This window comes from Paenibacillus artemisiicola, assembly GCF_017652985.1.
In the GTDB taxonomy this organism is placed as follows: Bacteria; Bacillota; Bacilli; order Paenibacillales; family Paenibacillaceae; genus Paenibacillus_Z; species Paenibacillus_Z artemisiicola.
Genome location: NZ_JAGGDJ010000005.1, coordinates 114,019 through 133,293 on the forward strand (window position 1 = coordinate 114,019; position 19,275 = coordinate 133,293).

12 protein-coding genes are annotated in these 19,275 nt (G+C 65.1%); 8 read left to right on the forward strand and 4 right to left on the reverse strand.

Features of this window, described 5'->3' with window-relative positions; translation table 11 throughout:
* Positions 1 to 137: 137 nt before the first annotated feature.
* The gene (locus I8J29_RS10730) at positions 138 to 2,363 is read right to left on the reverse strand and encodes a ribonucleoside-diphosphate reductase subunit alpha (protein WP_208847616.1); all 2,226 of its coding nucleotides are present in this window, start codon (positions 2,361 to 2,363) and stop codon (positions 138 to 140) included.
* Between the two features lie 477 nt (positions 2,364 to 2,840).
* Between I8J29_RS10730 and I8J29_RS10735 the strand changes: the two genes are divergently transcribed.
* The 7 genes from I8J29_RS10735 (at position 2,841) to I8J29_RS10765 (ending at position 14,536) form a co-directional block, all read left to right on the forward strand.
* Positions 2,841 to 4,487: a copper resistance CopC/CopD family protein gene (locus I8J29_RS10735; RefSeq protein ID WP_208847617.1), complete on the forward strand. Its 1,647-nt coding sequence runs from the start codon at positions 2,841 to 2,843 to the stop codon at positions 4,485 to 4,487.
* Between the two features lie 100 nt (positions 4,488 to 4,587).
* Positions 4,588 to 5,439, forward strand: a complete 852-nt coding sequence (locus tag I8J29_RS10740; RefSeq protein ID WP_208847618.1) for a sensor histidine kinase — start codon at positions 4,588 to 4,590, stop codon at positions 5,437 to 5,439.
* A 5-nt stretch (positions 5,440 to 5,444) separates the two neighbouring features.
* Complete coding sequence (locus tag I8J29_RS10745; RefSeq protein WP_208847619.1) at positions 5,445 to 6,164, forward strand: response regulator; 720 nt, start codon at positions 5,445 to 5,447, stop codon at positions 6,162 to 6,164.
* A gap of 151 nt (positions 6,165 to 6,315) precedes the next feature.
* A complete protein-coding gene (locus I8J29_RS10750; RefSeq protein WP_240546086.1) occupies positions 6,316 to 6,960 on the forward strand; it encodes a YcnI family copper-binding membrane protein in 645 nt (214 codons plus the stop codon).
* 402 nt (positions 6,961 to 7,362) lie between these two features.
* The gene (pheS, locus tag I8J29_RS10755; protein WP_208847620.1) at positions 7,363 to 8,394 is read left to right on the forward strand and encodes a phenylalanine--tRNA ligase subunit alpha; all 1,032 of its coding nucleotides are present in this window, start codon (positions 7,363 to 7,365) and stop codon (positions 8,392 to 8,394) included.
* 16 nt (positions 8,395 to 8,410) lie between these two features.
* The gene (gene pheT / locus I8J29_RS10760) at positions 8,411 to 10,855 is read left to right on the forward strand and encodes a phenylalanine--tRNA ligase subunit beta (RefSeq protein WP_208847621.1); all 2,445 of its coding nucleotides are present in this window, start codon (positions 8,411 to 8,413) and stop codon (positions 10,853 to 10,855) included.
* A 306-nt stretch (positions 10,856 to 11,161) separates the two neighbouring features.
* Complete coding sequence (locus I8J29_RS10765; protein ID WP_208847622.1) at positions 11,162 to 14,536, forward strand: hypothetical protein; 3,375 nt, start codon at positions 11,162 to 11,164, stop codon at positions 14,534 to 14,536.
* Positions 14,537 to 14,883: 347 nt separating this feature from the next.
* Here the strand turns inward: I8J29_RS10765 and I8J29_RS10770 are convergent, their stop codons facing one another.
* The 3 genes from I8J29_RS10770 to I8J29_RS10780 form a co-directional block, all read right to left on the reverse strand.
* A complete protein-coding gene (locus I8J29_RS10770) occupies positions 14,884 to 15,570 on the reverse strand; it encodes an SDR family NAD(P)-dependent oxidoreductase (RefSeq protein ID WP_208847623.1) in 687 nt (228 codons plus the stop codon).
* A gap of 247 nt (positions 15,571 to 15,817) precedes the next feature.
* Complete coding sequence (locus tag I8J29_RS10775; protein ID WP_208847624.1) at positions 15,818 to 16,210, reverse strand: cupredoxin domain-containing protein; 393 nt, start codon at positions 16,208 to 16,210, stop codon at positions 15,818 to 15,820.
* Positions 16,211 to 16,300: 90 nt separating this feature from the next.
* On the reverse strand, positions 16,301 to 16,663 hold the full coding sequence (locus I8J29_RS10780) for a phage holin family protein (protein WP_208847625.1): 363 nt from the start codon (positions 16,661 to 16,663) through the stop codon (positions 16,301 to 16,303).
* Positions 16,664 to 16,897: 234 nt separating this feature from the next.
* Between I8J29_RS10780 and I8J29_RS10785 the strand changes: the two genes are divergently transcribed.
* The gene (locus tag I8J29_RS10785; RefSeq protein ID WP_208847626.1) at positions 16,898 to 19,258 is read left to right on the forward strand and encodes an endonuclease MutS2; all 2,361 of its coding nucleotides are present in this window, start codon (positions 16,898 to 16,900) and stop codon (positions 19,256 to 19,258) included.
* The last annotated feature ends 17 nt before the right edge of the window (positions 19,259 to 19,275 follow it).

Genomic DNA, 19,275 nt, shown 5'->3' on the forward strand with positions numbered 1-19,275 from the left:
TGAATAGCTTGCCCCGCCGGCCGTATGAGGCCGATGTGTCCGCAGCCGCGAATGCCGCGTGCCCCGTCATCCGACAGGGCACGCAAGCCAGCTCCGATCCCATCCCGTTCGCGGGGCCGCTTATGTTCAAGGCAAGATTACGAGCTGCAGCTGACGCAATCTTCCACTTCCAAGCTCTTGTTGCGGCAGTAGTACACGGTCTTGAGCCCGTTCTCCCACGCGGCCATGTAGAGGTCCATGAACTCCTTCGCCGTGTAGTTCGGCGTGATGTATAGGTTGAACGACTGCGCTTGGTCGATGTGGCGCTGACGGCGGCCCGCCGCTTTGATGCTCCAGTGCTGGTCGATATGGTGCGCTTCCTTATAGAGCCAGAATGTCTCTTCGCTCAGGTTCGGCGCCGTTTGCGGAATGACCGCGTTCTTCTTCTCTTCGACGAAGAACTTGCTGAAGATCGGGTCGATGCCCGCCGTGGAACCGGCGATCAGCGACGTCGAAGCCGTCGGCGCGATGGCGAACATCCAGCCGTTGCGCACGCCGTGCTCGGCGACGTCCTGCTTTAGCTTCTGCCAGTGCGGGGCATCGTAACCGCGCGATTCGAAATAAGCGCCGGTCTGCCATTCGCTGCCTTCGAAGACGCGGAACGCGCCTTTCTCCTTGGCGATTTCCATCGACGCCTTGACGGCGCAGTAGTTGATCCACTCGTACAGCTCGTCGGCGCGGTCCAAGTGCTCGTCGGATTCCCACGCGATGCCGTTCAGCGCCAGCCACTGATGGTAGCCGCTCGTGCCGAGGCCGACGGCGCGGTATTTCTGGTTCGTGATTTCCGCTTGCGGAATCGGATAATGGTTCAGGTCGATGACGTTGTCCATCATGCGCATTTGGCAGCTGACGACTTCCTCGATCTCTTCTTTGGACCGCGTGCGGCCGAGGTTGAGGGAAGAGAGGTTGCAGACGACGTAATCGCCGGACTTGATTTGCGTCGTGATGATGCCGTCCTCGTGCGTCGTCGTGATGTATTCCGTCGGGCTCATGTTCTGGCAGATTTCCGTGCACAGGTTCGAGCAGTAGATGATGCCCTTGTGCTTGTTCGGGTTCGCGCGGTTGACCGTGTCGCGGTAGAACACGAACGGCGTGCCCGTCTCGAAGGAGCTGGCCAGGATGCGCTTCATGATCTCGATCGCCGGTACTTCCTCGCGGGACAGCTCCGGATGGTTCACGCACTCCTCGTAGCGGCGTTCCCACTCTTCGCCATAGGCGTCTTCGAGGGAGAAGCCCATGTAGCCGCGCACTTCGTGCGGATCGAACAGGTACCACATCTCGCGCTCCTGCACCTTGCGCATGAACAGGTCCGGGATGCAGACGCCGGGGAAGATGTCGTGCGCCTTCATGCGGTCGTCGCCGTTGTTCGTCTTCAGGTTCAGGAAGTCGAAAATGTCTTTATGCCAGACGTCGAGGTAGACGGCGACGGCGCCGGAGCGCACGCCGAGCTGGTCGACCGCGACCGCCGTGTTGTTGTAGTTTTTGATCCAAGGCACGACGCCGCCGGCGACGCCTTTGAACCCGCGGATGTTGGAGCCGCGGCTGCGGACCTTGCCGATGTAGATGCCCATGCCGCCGCCGAATTTGGATACTTGGGCGAAGCTGGAATCGACGTTGTAGATGCCCCATAGGTTGTCGGGCACTGTATCGATGAAGCAGCTCGACAGCTGGTGGAACGGCTTGCGCGCGTTCGCGAGCGTCGGCGTCGCGACCGTCATCTGCAGGCGGCTCAGCACGTCGTAGAATTTGCGGGCCCAAGCGAGCTTGTCGTCTTCTTTCATGGCCAGGTGCATGGCCACGCCCATGAACAGCTCTTGCGGCAGCTCCAGCACGTCGCCGTTGAAGCTCTTGATGAGGTAGCGGTCGGACAGCGTCTTCAGGCCGATGTAGTTGAACAGGTAGTCGCGTTCCGGCACGATGTAGTTGCCGAGCTCGCGGATCTCGTCGCGGGTGTAGTGGTCCAGTATGTAGCTGCCGTATAAGCCCTTGTCGGTCAGGTACGTGATGAGGGAGTAGAAGTCCCCGTAGCCGAAGTAGCCGTATTTGCGGTTGATGGCGGATTCTTTATAGAGATCGTACACGAGAAGCTTGGCCGCGACATATTGCCAGTTCGGCTCTTCGATGCTCGTTTTCTCGACTGCAACTTGCGTCAGCGTACGTTGGATTTCTTTGGTCGTGATGTTGTTGCGGAAATAGGGGAGCAAGGCCGTTTCCAGCTCCAAAGGATCGCAGTCGCTGTAGCTCTGGCAAGCGAAATCGATGACCTTCTTCAGCTTGGAAAAGATGAGTTCTTCCTTCTGACCATTCCTTTTAATAATATCCACGGGCAGAGCCACTCCTTGTCGAAGGTTGTCGTCCGACAACCCGTAATACACAATATGTTGTAAGTACTTTCCTACGTTACACCGAGATATAGTGATAGTCAAGCTAAACAATTCGACATCCGGGCCCTCCGGAAAGCCCGTTTTCTACATGAAAAATCAATGAAAGCTCGCAGCGGCGCCCTTTCGCAAACGGTCGATCCGGCGTCTCCGATGGCAAAATAAAAGGCGGCGAGCAAAAAACAATTATAGCATTTCGGGCATCGGATGTGTCGTGACAATAATAGGGAGTTTCGACGCGGATCCGGATCGGGGATTCGCCGCGGCAGGGCGGAAACGGATTCGTTCAAACAAAAGTTGAATTTACGATTGGTGCTCGGCGATTCGCTCTAGTACACTAGGCTTATCGGCGACCGGTTTTGAAACCGGCGCCTGGAACAGAAGGAAGGGACGTGACGTTACGAGATGTTGCTCGGACGCATGATTGGACGGCGTAAACCGATCCGTCGCGCCTTCGCGGCGGCGGCGTTCGCGCTATGGCTCGGCATCCTGCTGGCCGGCGCGCCTTCGGCCGCGCTCGCGCACGCCGAGCTGGAGCGCTCGGTGCCGGAGCCGAATACCAAATACGAGCAGAGCCCCAAGGAAGTGGAGCTCGCCTTTAATGAAGCGATCGAAGCGAAGGTCGGCTCGCTGGAGGTGCTGGACGACAAGTCGCGCCGGGTGACGCAGTCGGATCCCGTGCCGAGCGCCGACCATCGGACGCTGAAGCTGGCGCTGCCCAAGCTGGGCGAGGGCGTCTACACGGTGTCGTACGCGATCGTGTCCGCGGACGGCCATCCCGTCAGCGGCTCGTACGTCTTCGTCGTGGGCAATCCGCCGCAGGGCGTCGACGCTTCCGCGTTCGACCCGCACAAGGCGCTCGGGCACGAAGGCCACGGCGCGGCGACGGGGCTGACGACGAACCAATTCATTATTTACGCGGTCCGCTCGCTGTATTACGCGGCGCTGCTGTGGACGGCGGGACTCATGTTCTGGGGGCTTGCCGCCGGGAACCGCGGCGAGGCGCTGGCGAACATCCGGAAGAAATGGGAGCCGATCGCGCTGCGCACGCAGCTCGTGGCGGTGCTGCTGTACGTGTTCGTCCATGCGCGCGAGATTCTGAAGGGCTATCCGTCGAGCGACTACGGCAAGCTCTTCCTCGACACGGCTGTGGGCAAGGAATGGATCGCGCTGGCGGCGCTGGCGCTGCTCGGGTTCCTGCTCGTCCGGCTTCACCCGGCGCTCCGGGCGCTCTGGGCGGGGGCGATGCTGGCCGTCGAAAGCTGGAGCGGGCACGCGGCGGTCTTCTCGCCGAAGTACGCGACGGTGCTGTTCGACTTCCTGCATCTGGCTTCCGGCGCCGTATGGGCAGGCGGCCTGACGCTGCTGTTCATGCTGTGGCTGAAGGAACGCAAGGAAGCCGGCCGATTCGCCGCGCTGTTCTCCAAGGCGGCGCTGCTGTCGCTCATGCTGCTCGCGCTGTCGGGCGTCGGGATGACGCTGCTTTTCCTGCCGAGCTTGAAGTACCTGTTCTACACGGCGTGGGGCACGCTGCTGCTCGTCAAGACCGGGCTGGTCGTGCTCGTGCTCGGGGTCGGCGGAACGCTGCACCTGCGGATCCGCAAAGGCGGTCTGCCGACGGGCGCGCTGCTGCGCGCGGACGCCGCGCTGATGGTCCTGATCGTCGTCGTCGCGGCGCTGTTCACGTACGTCAGCCCGCTGCCGGCCAACGAACCCGTCACGTACCATCAGATGGGCGAGAAGATGCATCTGTCCTTCCGCGTCACGCCGAACAAGGCGGGCGTCAACGAACTGACCGTCAAGGTCTGGCTGCCGGACGCCGTCGGCGCCGCGAAGTCGGCGGAGCTGCGGCTGTTCTCGCTCGACCGCAAGGAGCTCGGTCCGATCGAGGTGCCGATCAAGCCGTTCGAGGATACGGAGCTGACGGACTTCGAGGGCTACGCGAAGACCGCCTACAAGACCGAAGGGCCGTACGTTCCGTTCGCCGGCCGGTGGGAGGCCGAGATCCGCGTCCGCGACAAGGACGACAACGAGACGGTGCAGAAGGTCGATTTCCGCAACTATTAACGTTCGCGACTAGCAGGGCCGAGGCTCGGGTCATGGGCCGCCCGAACGAGCGGCCGCAGGGCGGAACGCGCGCCGGGACGGAAGGGAGGCAGGGACGAGGATGACGTATAAGCGGCTGAAATGGCTCATTCTATGGACGCCGACCTTGACGATCGCGCTGTGGGAATATTTGCGCCATACGCTGCTGCTGCCCTATCTGTCCATGGATCTCGGCAACGCGCTGGCGCCGGTCATCGTCATGACCGTGACCGCCACGCTGCTGCTCCGGCTGTTCCGGATGCTGGAGGACACGCAGGATACGCTGCAGCGGTCCAAGGCGGCCGAGGCGGCGTTCGAGGAGCGCGAGCAGCTGGCGCGGGAGCTGCACGACGGCATCTCGCAATCGCTGTTCCTGCTGTCCGTGAAGCTCGACAAGCTCGAGCACGCCAAGGATCCGGAGCTCGCGGCGGAAACGATGGTCCAGCTGCGCCGGACGGTCAAGCACGTATACGACGACGTCCGGCAGTCGATCGCGGCGCTGCGGAGCGAGCCGTCCCGGACCGACGTGCAGTGGATGCGGGCGGTGCGCGACATGGCCGCGGAGCTGGAGCTCGGCGGCCTGCGCGTCGAGCTGGATTGGCAGCTGGCCGATGCCCGGCTGTCGGGCAAGGAGAAGGTGCAGCTGATCGCGATCGTGCGCGAGGCGATGCAGAACGCGCGGAAGCACGCGGGCGCTTCGCGCCTGCGGGTGTATGCCGCGTCCGGCGGGGAGGCGGCGTTCCGCTGCACGGTCGCCGACGACGGCGCCGGGGCCGATCCGGAGCGGCTGTTCGCGAAGGGGCGCTACGGCGTCCGCATGATGCAGGGACGCGCCGCCGAGATGGGCTGGCGCTTCGCGGTCCGGCCAGCCGGCGCGGACGACGCGTGGTCCGGCGGCCGGGGAACGGTCGTGGAAGTCGAGAAGGAAGGGTGAGCGGCATGGAGGGGAACGGAACCGGGAACGACAAGATCAGAGTGCTGCTGGCGGACGACCATCCCCACGGCCGTGAAGGCATGCGCGACATCGTCGGCGGGGCGCCGGAATTCGAGATCGCGGGCGAGGCGGCGAACGGCGAGCAGGCGGTCGCCATGGCGGCCCAGCTGGCGCCCGACCTCGTGCTGATGGACATCAACATGCCCGTCATGTCGGGAATGGAGGCGACGCAGCTGATCAAGGCCTTCGATCCCCGGATCAAGATCGTCATGGTGACGGTGTCCGACGACATCACGGATCTGTTCGAGGCCATCAAGCGCGGCGCGCAGGGCTACCTGCTCAAGAACCTGTCGCCGTCCTCCTGGCTGGAATATTTGCGGACCGTGGCGCTGGACGAGGCGTCGCTGTCCAAGGAGCTGGCCTTCCGCATGCTGCAGGAATTCAACGGCGGCAGCGGCTCGGGCGCGGCGCGGCGCCCGGAGGTGCAGGGCGCCGCGGCCGGCCGGGGGCCGGAGGATCGGGCGCATACGGCGCTGACGCAGCGGGAGCGCGAGGTGCTGGAGCAGGTGGCGTCGGGCGGCTCCAACCGGCAGATCGCCGAAGCGTTCGGCCTTTCGGAGCATACCGTCAAAAACCACTTGAAGAACATTTTGCAGAAGCTGCATCTCGACAACCGGGTCCAGCTGACGCGGTACGCGCTGGAGAAGGGGCTCGTGAAGGAATAGGCCGCCGTCCCGGACAAGGGACACGATTTCGTAACATCCGCATAGCCCGTTCGAGTCATGTCTTCGCGGCACGTCTGCGCTATACTCCCTCTAGGCTAAGATAATGATACCGGCAAATGGGGGATCATTTGCCAGAGGGAGGATGCGCGGAATGTTGAAACGCATGAAGAAAATATCGGTGATCGGGGCGGCCGCGATATCGCTGTTCCTGTTCGCGTCCATGGCGAGCGCGCACGTGACGGTGCAGCCGAAGCAGACGACGCAGGGGAGCTACGAGGTATTCTCGGTCCGCGTGCCGAGCGAGAGCGAGAACGTGACGACGACGGGCGTGAAGGTGACGGTGCCGGACGGCGTGGCGATCAGCCGGGTCGAGCCGAAGGCGGGCTGGAAGTACGACCTGGAGCTCGCGCCGGACACGAAGGCGGTGAAGTCCATCACGTGGACGGCCGAAGGGGCGGGACTCGCGCAGACGGAATTCACGGACTTCCGCATCTCCGGCAAAGTGGCGGACGACGCGGCGCAGCTGGTTTGGAAGGCGTATCAGACGTACAGCGACAAATCCGTGGTGGAATGGGTCGGCGCGGACGGCTCGGATCATCCCGCATCGGTCACGGCGGTCGTCGCGGGCGCCGCGGAAGGCGACGGGCACGGCGCGCCGGCGGCTTCGGCGGATGCCGAAGCCGCCGCGGACAAAAGCGGCGCGAAGGAAAACGCCTCGTTCGTCCTGTCGATCGCGGCGGCAGTGCTCGGCGCGGCGGCGCTGATCGCGTCGCTGACCCGCCGGAAACGGGCGTAATCGCGAAAAAAGGACGGAATAGGCGGCTTTTCGCGCGGAACGGACTTGCGAACGAGCGGCCAAGTTTCGTATAATAAAACGAACATACGTCAATGCGATGAGGAAGAAGAGTACGCAGTGCTTTCCGCAACAGGGAGGAGACGCCGCAGATTGAGAGCGTCTTCGGGAAATCAGGCTGCCGAAGTTCGCTTCCGAGCAGGCTTCTGAACGGGTGCGTCCTCCGGGCGCATGAGGTAGGAGGCACCGGTCGTCCGGCCGATATCCGGAGCTTGAGGAATCGCAAGGCGATACGGCGGCAGCATGCCGGCGCGGCGGTTCGAATTAGGGTGGTAACACGGTTCTTTCGTCCCTTACGGGGAGAGAGGACCGTTTTTTTATTTCCAAGAGAAGGGACTGGAAGAAATGAAAGAGCGTTTGGAAGCACTGCGCGCCGAGGCGCTGCAGGAGCTGCAGGGCGTTGCCGGCCCGCAGCAGCTGAACGACCTGCGGGTCAAATATTTGGGCAAGAAGGGCGCCCTGACGGAAATTCTCCGCGGCATGGGAAGTCTGAGCGCCGAGGAACGCCCGGTCATCGGGCAGGTCGGCAACGACGTGCGCGCCGCGATCGAAGCGGTCATCGAGTCGAAGCAGGCCGCGTTCCAGCAGGCCGAGACGGAGAACCGCCTCCGCGCGGAAACGGTCGACGTCACGCTGCCGGGCCGCAAGCTCGGCGCGGGGGCGGTGCATCCGCTGAACAAGGTCGCCCAGGAAATCGAGGACGCGTTCATCGGCATGGGCTACACGATCGCGGAAGGTCCGGAGGTCGAGACCGACTTCTTTAATTTCGAGGCGCTGAACCTGCCGAAGAACCACCCGGCGCGCGACATGCAGGACTCCTTCTACGTGACGGACGAAATCCTCATGCGGACGCACACGTCGCCGGTGCAGGTGCGGACGATGAAAGCGATGAACGGCAAGCCCGTCAAGGTCATTTGCCCGGGCAAGGTGTACCGCCGCGACGACGACGACGCGACGCACTCGTTCCAGTTCAACCAGGTCGAAGGCCTGGTCATCGGGCCGAACATCCGCATGAGCGACCTGAAAGGGACGCTGCTGCAATTCGTGCAGCTCATGTTCGGCAAGCAGACGCAGATCCGCCTGCGCCCGAGCTTCTTCCCGTTCACGGAGCCGAGCGCGGAGGTCGACGTGACGTGCGTGCAGTGCGGCGGCCACGGCTGCCGGATGTGCAAGCAGACGGGCTGGCTGGAAATTCTCGGCTGCGGCATGGTCCACCCGCGCGTCCTGGAAATGGGCGGCTACGACCCGCAGGAGATGAGCGGCTTCGCCTTCGGGATGGGCATCGAGCGGATCGCGCTGCTGAAGTACGGCATCGACGACATTCGTCATTTCTATACGAACGACCTGCGCTTCCTGAGCCAGTTTGTCCGAATGTGAGAGGGAGGCTAATACGATGAACGTATCTTATAAATGGTTGAGCCAATATATCGACCTGGACGGCTATGACGGCGAACGGCTGGCCGAGCTGATGACGAGCGGCGGCATCGAGATCGACGTCGTCGAATCCCGCAACAAAGGCGTGACCGGCGTCGTCGTCGGCCGCGTCCTGACGAAGGAGAAGCACCCCGACGCCGACAAACTGAACGTCACGACGGTCGACGTCGGCGGTCCCGAAGCGCTGCAGATCGTCTGCGGCGCGAAGAACGTCGCGGCGGGCCAGCTCGTGCCGGTCGCGACGATCGGCGCGGTGCTGCCGGGCGACTTCGCGATCAAGAAGGCGAAGCTGCGCGGCGTGGAGTCCCAGGGCATGATCTGCTCCGCGAAGGAGCTCGGCCTGAACGACAAGCTGCTGCCGAAGGAGCAGCAAGAGGGCATCCTCGTGCTGCCGGAAGGCACGGCGGTCGGCGCGTCGATCCTCGACGTGCTCGGCATCGACGACGAAGTGCTGGAGCTCGACCTGACGCCGAACCGTTCGGACTGCCTCAGCATGCTGGGGGTCGCATACGAGGTCGGCGCGCTGACCGGCCGCGCGGTGAAGCTGCCGGACAACCGCGTGAGCGACTCCGCGGAGCAAGCGTCCGCGCGCGTCTCGGTCCGCATCGAAGCGAAGGAGCAGTGCGCGCATTACGCCGCCCGCTACATCAAGGGCGTCAGCATCGGCCCGTCGCCCCTCTGGATGCAGAACCGCCTCATGGCGGCGGGCATCCGTCCGATCAGCAACGTCGTCGACATCACGAACTACGTCATGCTGGAGTACGGACAGCCGCTGCACGCGTTCGACGCGGATAAAATCCCGGGCGGCCGCATCCTGGTGCGCCTCGCGCACGAAGGCGAAACGATGGCGACGCTGGACGGCCAGGAGCGGAAGCTCGAGCCGCAAATGCTCGTCATCACGGACGGCGAGCGCCCGATCGCCCTCGCCGGCGTCATGGGCGGCGCGGATACGGAAGTGTCGGCGTCGACGGTCGACATCCTGCTGGAGTCCGCCCGGTTCGACGGCGGCACGGTCCGCAAGACGTCGCGCCAGCTCGGGCTCCGCTCGGAATCGAGCCTCCGCTTCGAGAAAGGCGTCGATCCGGCGCGCGTCCTCCCGGCGCTCGACCGGGCGGCCGCGCTGATGGCGCAATACGCCGGCGGCCACGTGCTGGAAGGCGTCGTGGAAGAGATCGCGGCGCCGGCCGAAAAGACCGTCGTGACCGTCTCGATCGAGAAGATCAACCGCTACCTCGGCACGAGCCTGTCGAAGCTGGAGCTGGAGACGATTTTCAGCCGGCTGCAGTTCCACTTCCAATTGTCCGAGGGCGGCGTGTTCACCGTCGACGTGCCGAGCCGCCGCGGCGACATCGCGCGCGACGTCGACCTGATCGAGGAAGCGGCCCGCCTGTTCGGCTACGACAACATTCCGACGACGGCGATCGAAGGCGCGGCGACGCCGGGCGCCCTCACGAAGCCGCAAGCGATCCGCCGCGAGCTGCGCAAGCGGCTGACCGACGCCGGCTTGCACGAGGTGATCAGCTACTCGTTCACCCACCCGGACCGGACGAAGCTGTTCCCGGCGCTGAACGGCGAAGGCATGCTGCCCGTCCGCCTGGCGCTGCCGATGAGCGAGGACCGAAGCGTGCTTCGCACGAGCCTGCTGCCGCAGCTGCTCGAGACGGCCGCGTACAACCGCAACCGCAAAACCGACGACGTCGCGATTTTCGAAATCGGCAGCGTCTTCCATACGGACGAAGAAACGCTCACGCGCCTGCCGCAGGAGAAGCATCGCTTGGCCGTGCTGCTGACGGGCAGCCGCGTCCGCGCGGAATGGAACCGCAAGGCGGAGGCATACGACTTCTACGACGCGAAAGGCATCCTCGAATCGCTGGTGGACGCGCTCGGCGTCGGCGGGGAGATCGGCTACGAAGCGGCGCGGCCGGCGCACATGCATCCGGGCCGGACGGCCGCCGTCGTCTTCCGCGGCGAACGCGGTCCCGTCACGATCGGGTACCTGGGCCAGCTGCACCCTTCCGTCCAGCTGGAGCAGGACCTCGCGGATACGTACGTGCTCGAGATCGAGCTTGCGCCGCTCTATGACCACGCGAACTTCGAGATCGTCTACAAAGCCCTGCCGCGCTACCCGGCGATGGAACGCGATATCGCCGTCGTGCTGGACCGCGGCGTGGAAGCCGGCAAGCTGACGCAAGCCGCTGCCGAAACGGCCGGCGAGCTCTTGGAATCGATCCGGATCTTCGACATCTATACGGGCGAGAAGCTCGGCGAGGACAAGAAGAGCGTCGCGCTGTCGCTGGTTTACCGCCACGGCGAGCGCACGCTGACGGACGAAGAAGTAACGGAGCTGCACGGCAAGGTCGTAACAAAATTGGAACAATCTTTTGGGGCAGAATTGCGTAAATAGGCAGGAGATGCCATGAGCCGCATCGAATTAGTTCCTTACGAACGCTAATTCGGTGCGGCTTTGTTTTTTCCGCAGACGGGAGAATGCAGGCTTGTTTGCCGCTTCTTTCTATATTTTGGAATAAAACGCGAAAAGCCGAATGGTTCTAGGCTGGATCAGCCGTATCGAAAGCGTTTGCGGCGGCCGGATTCCGGCATGCGGCGGCGGCAAGCCGCCCGGCGGAGGTCCGGTTCGGCGGAAAATGGGCGGAGGCCCTTCGAGAACGCGCAAATAAATGTTCACCCGGAACAATAGGAGGCTACCCTCATGAACGCTGCCGATCGGACACGCGTGACGGTTGATATATACGGTAATCAATTCAAACTGACAGGCCATAACAATCCCGATTACATCAAACGGATTGCCGCTTTCGTGGACGACAATCTGCATAAGCTGGCGAAAGGCTATCCGCGCCTCGACCTTCCGAAGCTGGCGATGCTGGCCTCGGTGCAAATGGCGGAGGACGTGTTCCGCCTGCGCGCCGAGAACGAGCGCATGCACGAGACGGAGGAGCGCCGCCGGGCGGCCGTGGCCGAAATGGAACAGGCGAAGCGGTTGCTGGACGAGCTGCAGGCGCAGATGGAAGCCGAGCGGCTGGACGCGGAAGCCGCGCTCGAAGCGGAGCGCGGCCGGGCAAGCGCCGAGCTGAAGGAACGTCTCGAAGCGGCGCTGCGCGAAGCCGAAGCGAAGCACGCGAAGGCGGAGGCCGACGCGCGCGAAGAGCTGGACCGCGTCCGCAAGGAGCTGGAGGAACAGCAGCTGCAGGAGATGCTGGCGGCGCAGGCCGAGCTCGAACGCGCGCAGGAAGCGCACGAATCCGCGTTGGAAGCGGCGCGGGAAGAGCGCGAGCGGCTGATTGCCGAGCACGCGCTCGGGCGCGAGGAGGCCGAGGCGGCGTTCGCGCGCGTGCGCGAAGAGCTGGAGCTGGAGCGCGAGCTCGAACGGGAGAGCGCGCACGAAGAAATGGAACGGCTGAGCGCGATGCTGCAGGGCCGGACGGAAGAGGCGCTCCGCGAAGCGGAAGCGCAGGCCGCCCTCGAGCGGGAAGCCGCCGCGGAAGAGCTCGCGCGCGTGCGCGAGGCGCTCGAAGCCGAGCTGGCGACCGCGCGCGGCGAGCTCGAGCGCGAGCAGGGACGTCATGCCGACACCGCGCGCGAAGGGCAGGACGCCTTGGTCCTTGCGCGGATGGAGGCCGAGGAGTCGCTGGCCGCGGAGCGCGAAGCGGCGGCCGCGGAGCTGGCGCGGACGCGGGCGACGCTCGAAGCGGAGCTGCGGTCGCTGCGCGAATCGCTCGAAACCGAGCTGGCGCGGCAGCGGGAAGCGCTGGAGCAGGAGCGCGAAGGCCGTCTGATGGAAGCCCTCGAAGCCGAAGAAGCGCTTGAGCGGCTGAAGCAAGAAGCCGATGCGGTCCGGGCAGCGGAGCGGGAAGCGGCCAACGCCGAGCTGGCGCGCGTCCGCGAAGCCGGGGAGCGCGAGCTGGAACGGGCGCGGGCGGAAGCCGAGGCGGCGCTTGCGAGCGCGCGGGAAGACGCGGAGTCGGAGCTGGGGCGCCTCCGCGAGACGCTGGAAGCCGAGCTGGCGCAGGCGCGCGCGGAGCACGAAGCCGAGCGGGCGCGCGAGCGCGAGGATCGCGAGCTGGCCGAGCTCGAGGCGCTCGAAGCGCACGAGGAGGCGCTGCGCGAAGCGGATGCGCGCGCGGCGGCCGAGCGCGAGGCGCACGAGCAGGCTAGGCGCGAGGCGGAGGCACAGGCCGCCGCGGAGCGCGAGGCGATCGCGGAGCGGCTGCGCGAAGCGGAAGCCCGCGCGACGCCCGAGCGCGAGGCGCACGAGGCGGCAATGTCCGCGGCGCGGGATGCGGCCGCGGCGGAGCTGGCGCGCGAGCGCGAGGACAGCGAGCTGGCGGAGCTCGAGGCGCTCGAAGCGCACGAGCAGGCGCTGCGCGAAGCGCAAGCCCGCGCGGCGGCCGAGCGCGAGGCGCATGAAGCGGCGCTGCGCGAAGCCGAAGCGGCGCTCGCCGAGGAGCGCGGCGCGTACGAGCAAATGCTGCTCGCCGCGGCGGCGCGCGCGGGCGGGGAGCGCAAGTCGCACGAGGACGCGCTCCAAGCGGCCGAGGCGCGGGCCGCAGCCGAACGCGAAGCGGCGGAACTCGCGGCCGCGGAAGAGCTGGAGCGCCTGCGGCAAGCGGCGGCGCTGGAAGCCGCGCAGCTGCGCGAGGCGCTCGAGCTGCAGCTCGCGGAGCATCGCCGGGCGATGGAAGCGCAGCTCGGGCAGCAGCGCGAAGAAGCGCGGGCGGAGCTCGAGCGCGAACGCGAAGCCGCGCTGCTCGAGCTGATCGAGGCGCAGGAGAAGCACGAGGAGGACGTGAAGCGCGAACGGGCCTTGCAGGAAGCGACGGCGGCGGCGGCGGCCGAGCAGCTGGCGGAAGCGCGGGCCGGATTGCTGGCGCAGCTGGAGCAGGCGCGCGAGGAAGCGGCGGCGGAAGCCGAGCGTCTGCGCGAAGCCGCCGGCCAGGAAGCGGAGCGCCTTCGCGGCGAGGCCGCGCGCGAAGCCGCCCTGGCTGCTGAAAGCGAAGCCGCGCTGCGGGAGCAGCTGGCCGAGCTGCGCGCGGCGCTTGAAGATGAGCGGGCGGCGGCGGAGGCGCTGCTGGCGCGGGAGCGCGAGACCGCGCAGGCGCTGCTCGACGAGGCGCTGGAGGAAGGAGCGGCCGAAGCCGCCGCGCTCGCGGACGAACACCGGACGGCGCTGGAAGCCGCCCGCGCGGAAGCGGCCGAGCGCGAGCAATCGCTGCGCGGCGAGCTCGACGCGCGCGGCGAAGAACGGCTTCGTCTTGCGGAGCAGCTGGACCGCGCGAAAGCCGAGCTGGAACGGCTGCGGATAGAGCTGGCGGACGCGCAGGAGAGCGGCGAGCTGCTGCTAGTGGAAGCGGCCGAGCAGGAAGAAACGCAGCGGAAGGCGATCGAGCGGCTGCAGCAGGAGCTTCGCGAGCGGGAATACGCCGCGGAGCAGCTGTCCCAGCAGGCCGAGCAGCTGGCGCGCGGCGAGCAGCGCCGCGCGGCGGCGCTCGAAGAGCAGGAGCGGCGGGTCGGCGAGCTGGAAGCGGAGCTGAGGGATGCGCGGGCAAGCGCCGACGACTACCGGCAGCTGCAGCTCGAGCTGCAGCAGGAGCGCGACGGCATCCGGCGGGAGCTCGAGGCGTTGAACGAACGGAACGCCGAGCTGACGGAGAGGCTGCAGGCTGCCGAGGACCGCGCGGCCGAGCTCATGGGCGAGGCACGCCACTATATGGCGGAGTCGGAACGGGTGGCCGACGAAGCTGCCGCCGAGCTGGAGCGCCGGACGCGGGCCGCCGAAGCCGAGTTGGAGCTGGCGAGGCGCGAGGCCGCGGCGCACGCGGAGTCGGAAGCCGGACTGCTAGATCAGCTGAGGCTCGTCGAGGAACAGGCGCTCCGGTTGCAGGATCGGCCGGAGCATGACGGGCGGCTCACGGAACTGGAAGCGGCTTTGAACGACGCGGTGCAGGACAAGGAGTCGCTGCTCGGCGTCCATGAACAGCTGAAGGTGGAGCACGGCAAGCTGACGACGGAATACCGGAAGCTGCAGACCGAATTCAACGACTGGCTCGAACTGATCGAGAACAGCTAGACCGCGGAGCGGCTTGAAGAAAAGGACAGCATCCGAGCTCGGCCGGGTACGATAACCGGTCGAATTCTCTGGAGACGCTGTCCTTTTTTGTCGGGTATGACGGTGTCGAAAGCAAAAACCGTGACGGACCGAATCGCGCATTTCGTCGATTCGGGCGCATGCGCTCCTCTTCCTCGAACATTCTCGGGCCTCCGGCCAATCTCCGGCTTTAAGCCAATCTCCGGCTTTAAGCCATTCCCGGGCCTCCAGCCATTCTCAGCTTCAAAGCTTCTACGCGCTCCGGCCTTTCTCTCCGATCTCGGCCTTTACGTACCATGGAAAGTTTTGCCGCGCTGCCTTCCGCGCCGTCAGCTGGCGACGATGCCGCCCGTCTGCCCGTGCTCCGGAAGCGAAGCGAGCCGCACCAGCTCCGGCGCGACCAGCTGCGGATCCTGTCCCGTCGCGTGCATCTCCGAGCGGATCGTCCCGGGATTGAAAGCATTGACGAGAATGCCGTGGCTTTGCTCTTCGTCGGCGGTCGTCCGCGTGAGCGATTCCAGCCCTGCCTTGGAGGCGCTGTAGGCGGCATACCCGCCCGCGCCGTTGTCCGCGAGTCCGGACGTGACGTTGACGATGCGCCCGTACCGGCTGCCGCGCATCAGCGGCAGCACTTCGCGCGTCATCAGGAACGGCCCGGTCAAATTGGTCGCCAGCTGCCGGTTCCATTCCTCGAGGTCCATCTCCAGCACGGTCCCCGGCTCGAACGTTGCGGCGTTGTTCAGGAGGATGTCGACCGTGCCGAACTGGGCATAGACCCAGCCGACGGCATGCCGGACGTCCTGTTCGGACGTGACGTCCGCCTGGATGACGATAGCTCTGCCGGTGCCTCCCGCCGCCCGGATCGCCGCCGCCGTCTCTTCGAGCTTGGCGATCCGCCGGCCGACGAGCGCGACGTGCGCGCCTTCCGCGGCGAAGGCGAGCGCGGCCGCCCGGCCGAGACCGGTGCCCGCTCCCGTAATGATCGCGACCCGTCCTTGCAGTTTGCCTGTTGCCATGAAGTCCACCCCTTCGTCGGTTCTTGTGTTGCGGACATCGTACCAAACGACGGGGGCACGAGGAATAGGCACGGTATCAGACTTTCTTATGAAGGACCGGCGTTAACGCGATATTTCCGCGGTTCGGGCTTGGAATCGCGGCTTCATCAGGGATATTGATGAACGTCATCAGAATTCGCTATGGCTCCCGGGCAAAAAGAAACCCGGCTCCGGGCATGGGATGCATGCCGGACCGGGCTACGGTCGTTTATTGCACGACGATTTTGGCGACCATCTTGGCATGGCCGGTGCCGCAAGGCACGTCGCAATGGAACTCGTACGTGCCGGCGTCGTTGATCGTGACGACCTTCGGCTTGCCGGAGTCGAGCTTGACGTCGAGGTCGGGAATCTCGACCCCGTGCACGCCGTCTTCGGATACGAGCGTCAGCTCGGTCGGTTCGCCCTTCTTGATCGTATATTCGGGCTGGTCGAATTCGTAGCGCTTCGCCTTGATCGTAATTTTCGCGGCCGCGGCCGTGCCGGTTTCCTCGACGCTGCCGCTGTTGCCGGCGTTCGAGCCGGAATCGGATTTCGATCCGCAGGCGGCCAGAATGAAGATCGCGGCGGCGAGCATGACGGCCATGAGCAGTAATTTTTTCACGAAACGTGACTCCCCTTCCCTAATCTGGAATGCTGCCATTCCAGTATAGCGCGAACGGGACGAAATTACTGTGACGAACTATTGAATCCGTTACGCCCGATCCTTGTCCCGTCCCGCTTCGTACGGCGTCGCGACCGGAATGAACAAGTCGATGATGCCGATGACGAGCGCGGCCAGAATGGCGCCGAGCCACGTCACCGATACGCCGCTGACGATGAACTGAGCCACCCAGATGACGACCGCGCTCATGATGAAGCCGACGATGCCCCGCCCGAACGGCGTGACCCGTTTGCCGAAAATGCCTTCCACGATCCAGCCCAGCGCGGCGATGACGAGCGCAAGCAGCAGCGCGCTCCAGAATCCGCCGACGCTGAATTGCGGAACAATGTAACCGACGATCATCAGGACGATCGCGGAGACGATAAACCGTACGACATGACCCAGAAAATGCATATCGATTTCAACCTCCTGCAAAGTATAGTGGTCAAGCGCCGGCCGGGGCCTGTTTCGCTTCGTCCGCGCGGCAAGCGGCGGCCGGCTTACCAAGAAGCATGACACTTCCCGTGTACATGTTTCCCGTGTACATGTAGTGTTGCCTTTTCCGGCGGGACCATGCATGGAATCGGACGGTCGTAGCATACGGAGAACGCTTCGGCTATAATAGGAAACGAGAGGAGTTGTGCTCGCTTGGACAGCAAAATCTTACACACGCTCGATTACGCGAAAATTGTATATACATTAAGCCAGCACGCGGCGACGGCGCTCGGCAAAGCCGAGGTTGAAGCGCTTCATCCCAGTTCGGTGCTGGACGACGTGAAGCATGCGCTTCAGGTCACGGACGAAGCGTACAAGGCCGACCGGCTGAAGGGCAACGCGCCGTTCGGCGGCGTCGCGGACGTCAAGCCGTCGCTTATGCGCTCGAAGATCGGAGGCACGCTGAATCCGGCGGAGCTGCTCGAGATCGCCGAGACCGTCCGGGGCGGCCGCCGCGTGAAGCGGCACGTCCTGCAGCTGCACGACGACGATCCCATCCCGATGCTGGCCGCCATGGCGGAGCAGCTGACGGAGCATAAGCCGCTCGAGGACGCGATCTTCCAATGCATCGACGACCAGGCGGAGGTCATGGACAGCGCCAGCGCCGAGCTCGCGAACATCCGCCGTGAGCTCCGGTCGGGAGAATCGCGCGTCCGCGAGAAGCTGGAGAGCCTGATCCGTTCGTCGTCCGTGCAGAAGATGCTGCAGGACGCCATTATCACCATACGGAACGACCGTTACGTTATCCCGGTCAAGCAAGAGTACCGCTCGAACTTCGGCGGCATCATCCACGACCAGTCGGGCTCGGGCGCGACGCTCTTCATCGAGCCGGAGGCGGTCGTCGTGATGAACAACAGGCTGCGCGAGCTGCGGCTGGCGGAGGAGCGGGAGATCGAGAAAATCCTGCAGAAGCTGACCGCGCTGACCGCGGAATACGCCGATGACCTGACGATCGACCTGGACCTGCTCGGCAAGCTGGACTTCGCCTTCGCGAAAGCGCGGCTCGCCCATGTCATGAGCGCGTCGATGCCGCGCATGAACGACCGCGGCTACTTGAAGCTGCGCCGGGGACGCCATCCGCTTATTCCGCGGGACCAGGTCGTGCCGATCGACGTGGAGCTCGGCAACCAATACACGGCCATCATCGTCACGGGGCCGAATACCGGCGGCAAGACGGTCTCGCTGAAGACGATCGGCCTGCTCAGCCTGATGGCGATGTCCGGACTGTTCGTGCCGGCGGAGGAAGGCAGTCAGCTGTGCGTCTTCGACGCGCTTTATGCCGACATCGGCGACGAGCAGAGCATCGAGCAGAACCTCAGTACGTTTTCCAGCCATATGACGAACATCATCCGCATCCTGAACACGATGACGCCGAAGAGCCTCGTGCTGCTCGATGAGCTGGGCGCCGGTACGGACCCCGCCGAGGGCTCGGCGCTGGCCATCGCGATTCTGGAGCACATGCACAAGCTCGGCTGCCGGATCGTGGCGACGACGCACTACAGCGAGCTGAAGGCCTACGCGTACGACCGCAAGGGCGTCATCAACGCGAGCATGGAATTCGACATCGCGACGCTGAGCCCGACGTACCGGCTGCTGGTCGGCGTGCCCGGCCGAAGCAACGCGTTCGCGATCGCGGAGCGGCTCGGCCTGCAGCGCGGCATCATCGAGCATGCGCGGGGCGAAGTGAGCGAAGAGGACGTCCGCGTCGAGACGATGATCGCCTCGCTCGAGGAGAACCGGATCGGCGCCGAGCACGAGCGCCAGACCGCCGAGGCGCTGCGCAAGCAGCTCGAAGAGCAGCAGGCCCGCCACGAGGCGGAGCTCCGGCGCTTCGAGGAGCAGCGGGAGAAGCTGCTCGCGAAGGCGCAGGAGGAAGCCCGAGCGGTCATGCTGCGCGCCAAGCGCGAAGCGGAGGACATCATCGCGGACCTGCGCAAGCTGGCGCAGGAGGAAGGCGCGGCGGTCAAGGACCATAAGCTGACGGAAGCCAGGCGCCGCCTGGACGAAGCGACGCCCGAAGCGCGCAAGTCGGCGGCCAAGCCGAAAACCGCCAAGCCGCAGCAGATCGGGAATGGCGACGAAGTCATGGTGTACAGCCTCGGCCAGCGCGGCCACGTCGTGGAGCTGAGCGGCTCGGACGCGCTGGTGCAGCTCGGCATCTTGAAGATGAAGGTGGCGCTGAGCGACCTGGAGCTCGTGAAGAACGCCGAGAAGTCGAAGACGCAGCAGCCGAAGCTGGCGGCGAGCCTGAAGCGGACCCGCGACGAGAACGTCCGCTCGGAGCTCGACCTGCGCGGCTCCAACCTCGAGGAAGCGATGCTGGAGGTGGACCGGTTCCTGGACGAATCGTTCCTGGCCGGCTTCGGGCAGGTGTACATCATCCACGGCAACGGCACGGGCGTGCTGCGCAGCGGGATCAGCGATTTCCTGCGCCGCCATAAGCACGTGAAGAGCTACCGTCTGGGCAAATACGGCGAAGGCGGCGCGGGCGTCACCGTCGCCGAACTGAAGTAAGGAGATGGGGCTTCGCG

Excerpts from the sequence above, each read along its gene's own strand:
- I8J29_RS10745 (WP_208847619.1), top strand. The coding sequence starts at position 5,445 with ATGGAGGGGAACGGAACCGGGAACGACAAGATCAGAGTGCTGCTGGCG.
- I8J29_RS10780 (WP_208847625.1), bottom strand. The coding sequence starts at position 16,663 with ATGCATTTTCTGGGTCATGTCGTACGGTTTATCGTCTCCGCGATCGTC.
- I8J29_RS10765 (WP_208847622.1), top strand. The coding sequence starts at position 11,162 with ATGAACGCTGCCGATCGGACACGCGTGACGGTTGATATATACGGTAAT.
- I8J29_RS10735 (WP_208847617.1), top strand. The coding sequence starts at position 2,841 with ATGATTGGACGGCGTAAACCGATCCGTCGCGCCTTCGCGGCGGCGGCG.
- I8J29_RS10770 (WP_208847623.1), bottom strand. The coding sequence starts at position 15,570 with ATGGCAACAGGCAAACTGCAAGGACGGGTCGCGATCATTACGGGAGCG.
- pheS (WP_208847620.1), top strand. The coding sequence starts at position 7,363 with ATGAAAGAGCGTTTGGAAGCACTGCGCGCCGAGGCGCTGCAGGAGCTG.
- I8J29_RS10740 (WP_208847618.1), top strand. The coding sequence starts at position 4,588 with ATGACGTATAAGCGGCTGAAATGGCTCATTCTATGGACGCCGACCTTG.
- I8J29_RS10750 (WP_240546086.1), top strand. The coding sequence starts at position 6,316 with ATGTTGAAACGCATGAAGAAAATATCGGTGATCGGGGCGGCCGCGATA.
- pheT (WP_208847621.1), top strand. The coding sequence starts at position 8,411 with ATGAACGTATCTTATAAATGGTTGAGCCAATATATCGACCTGGACGGC.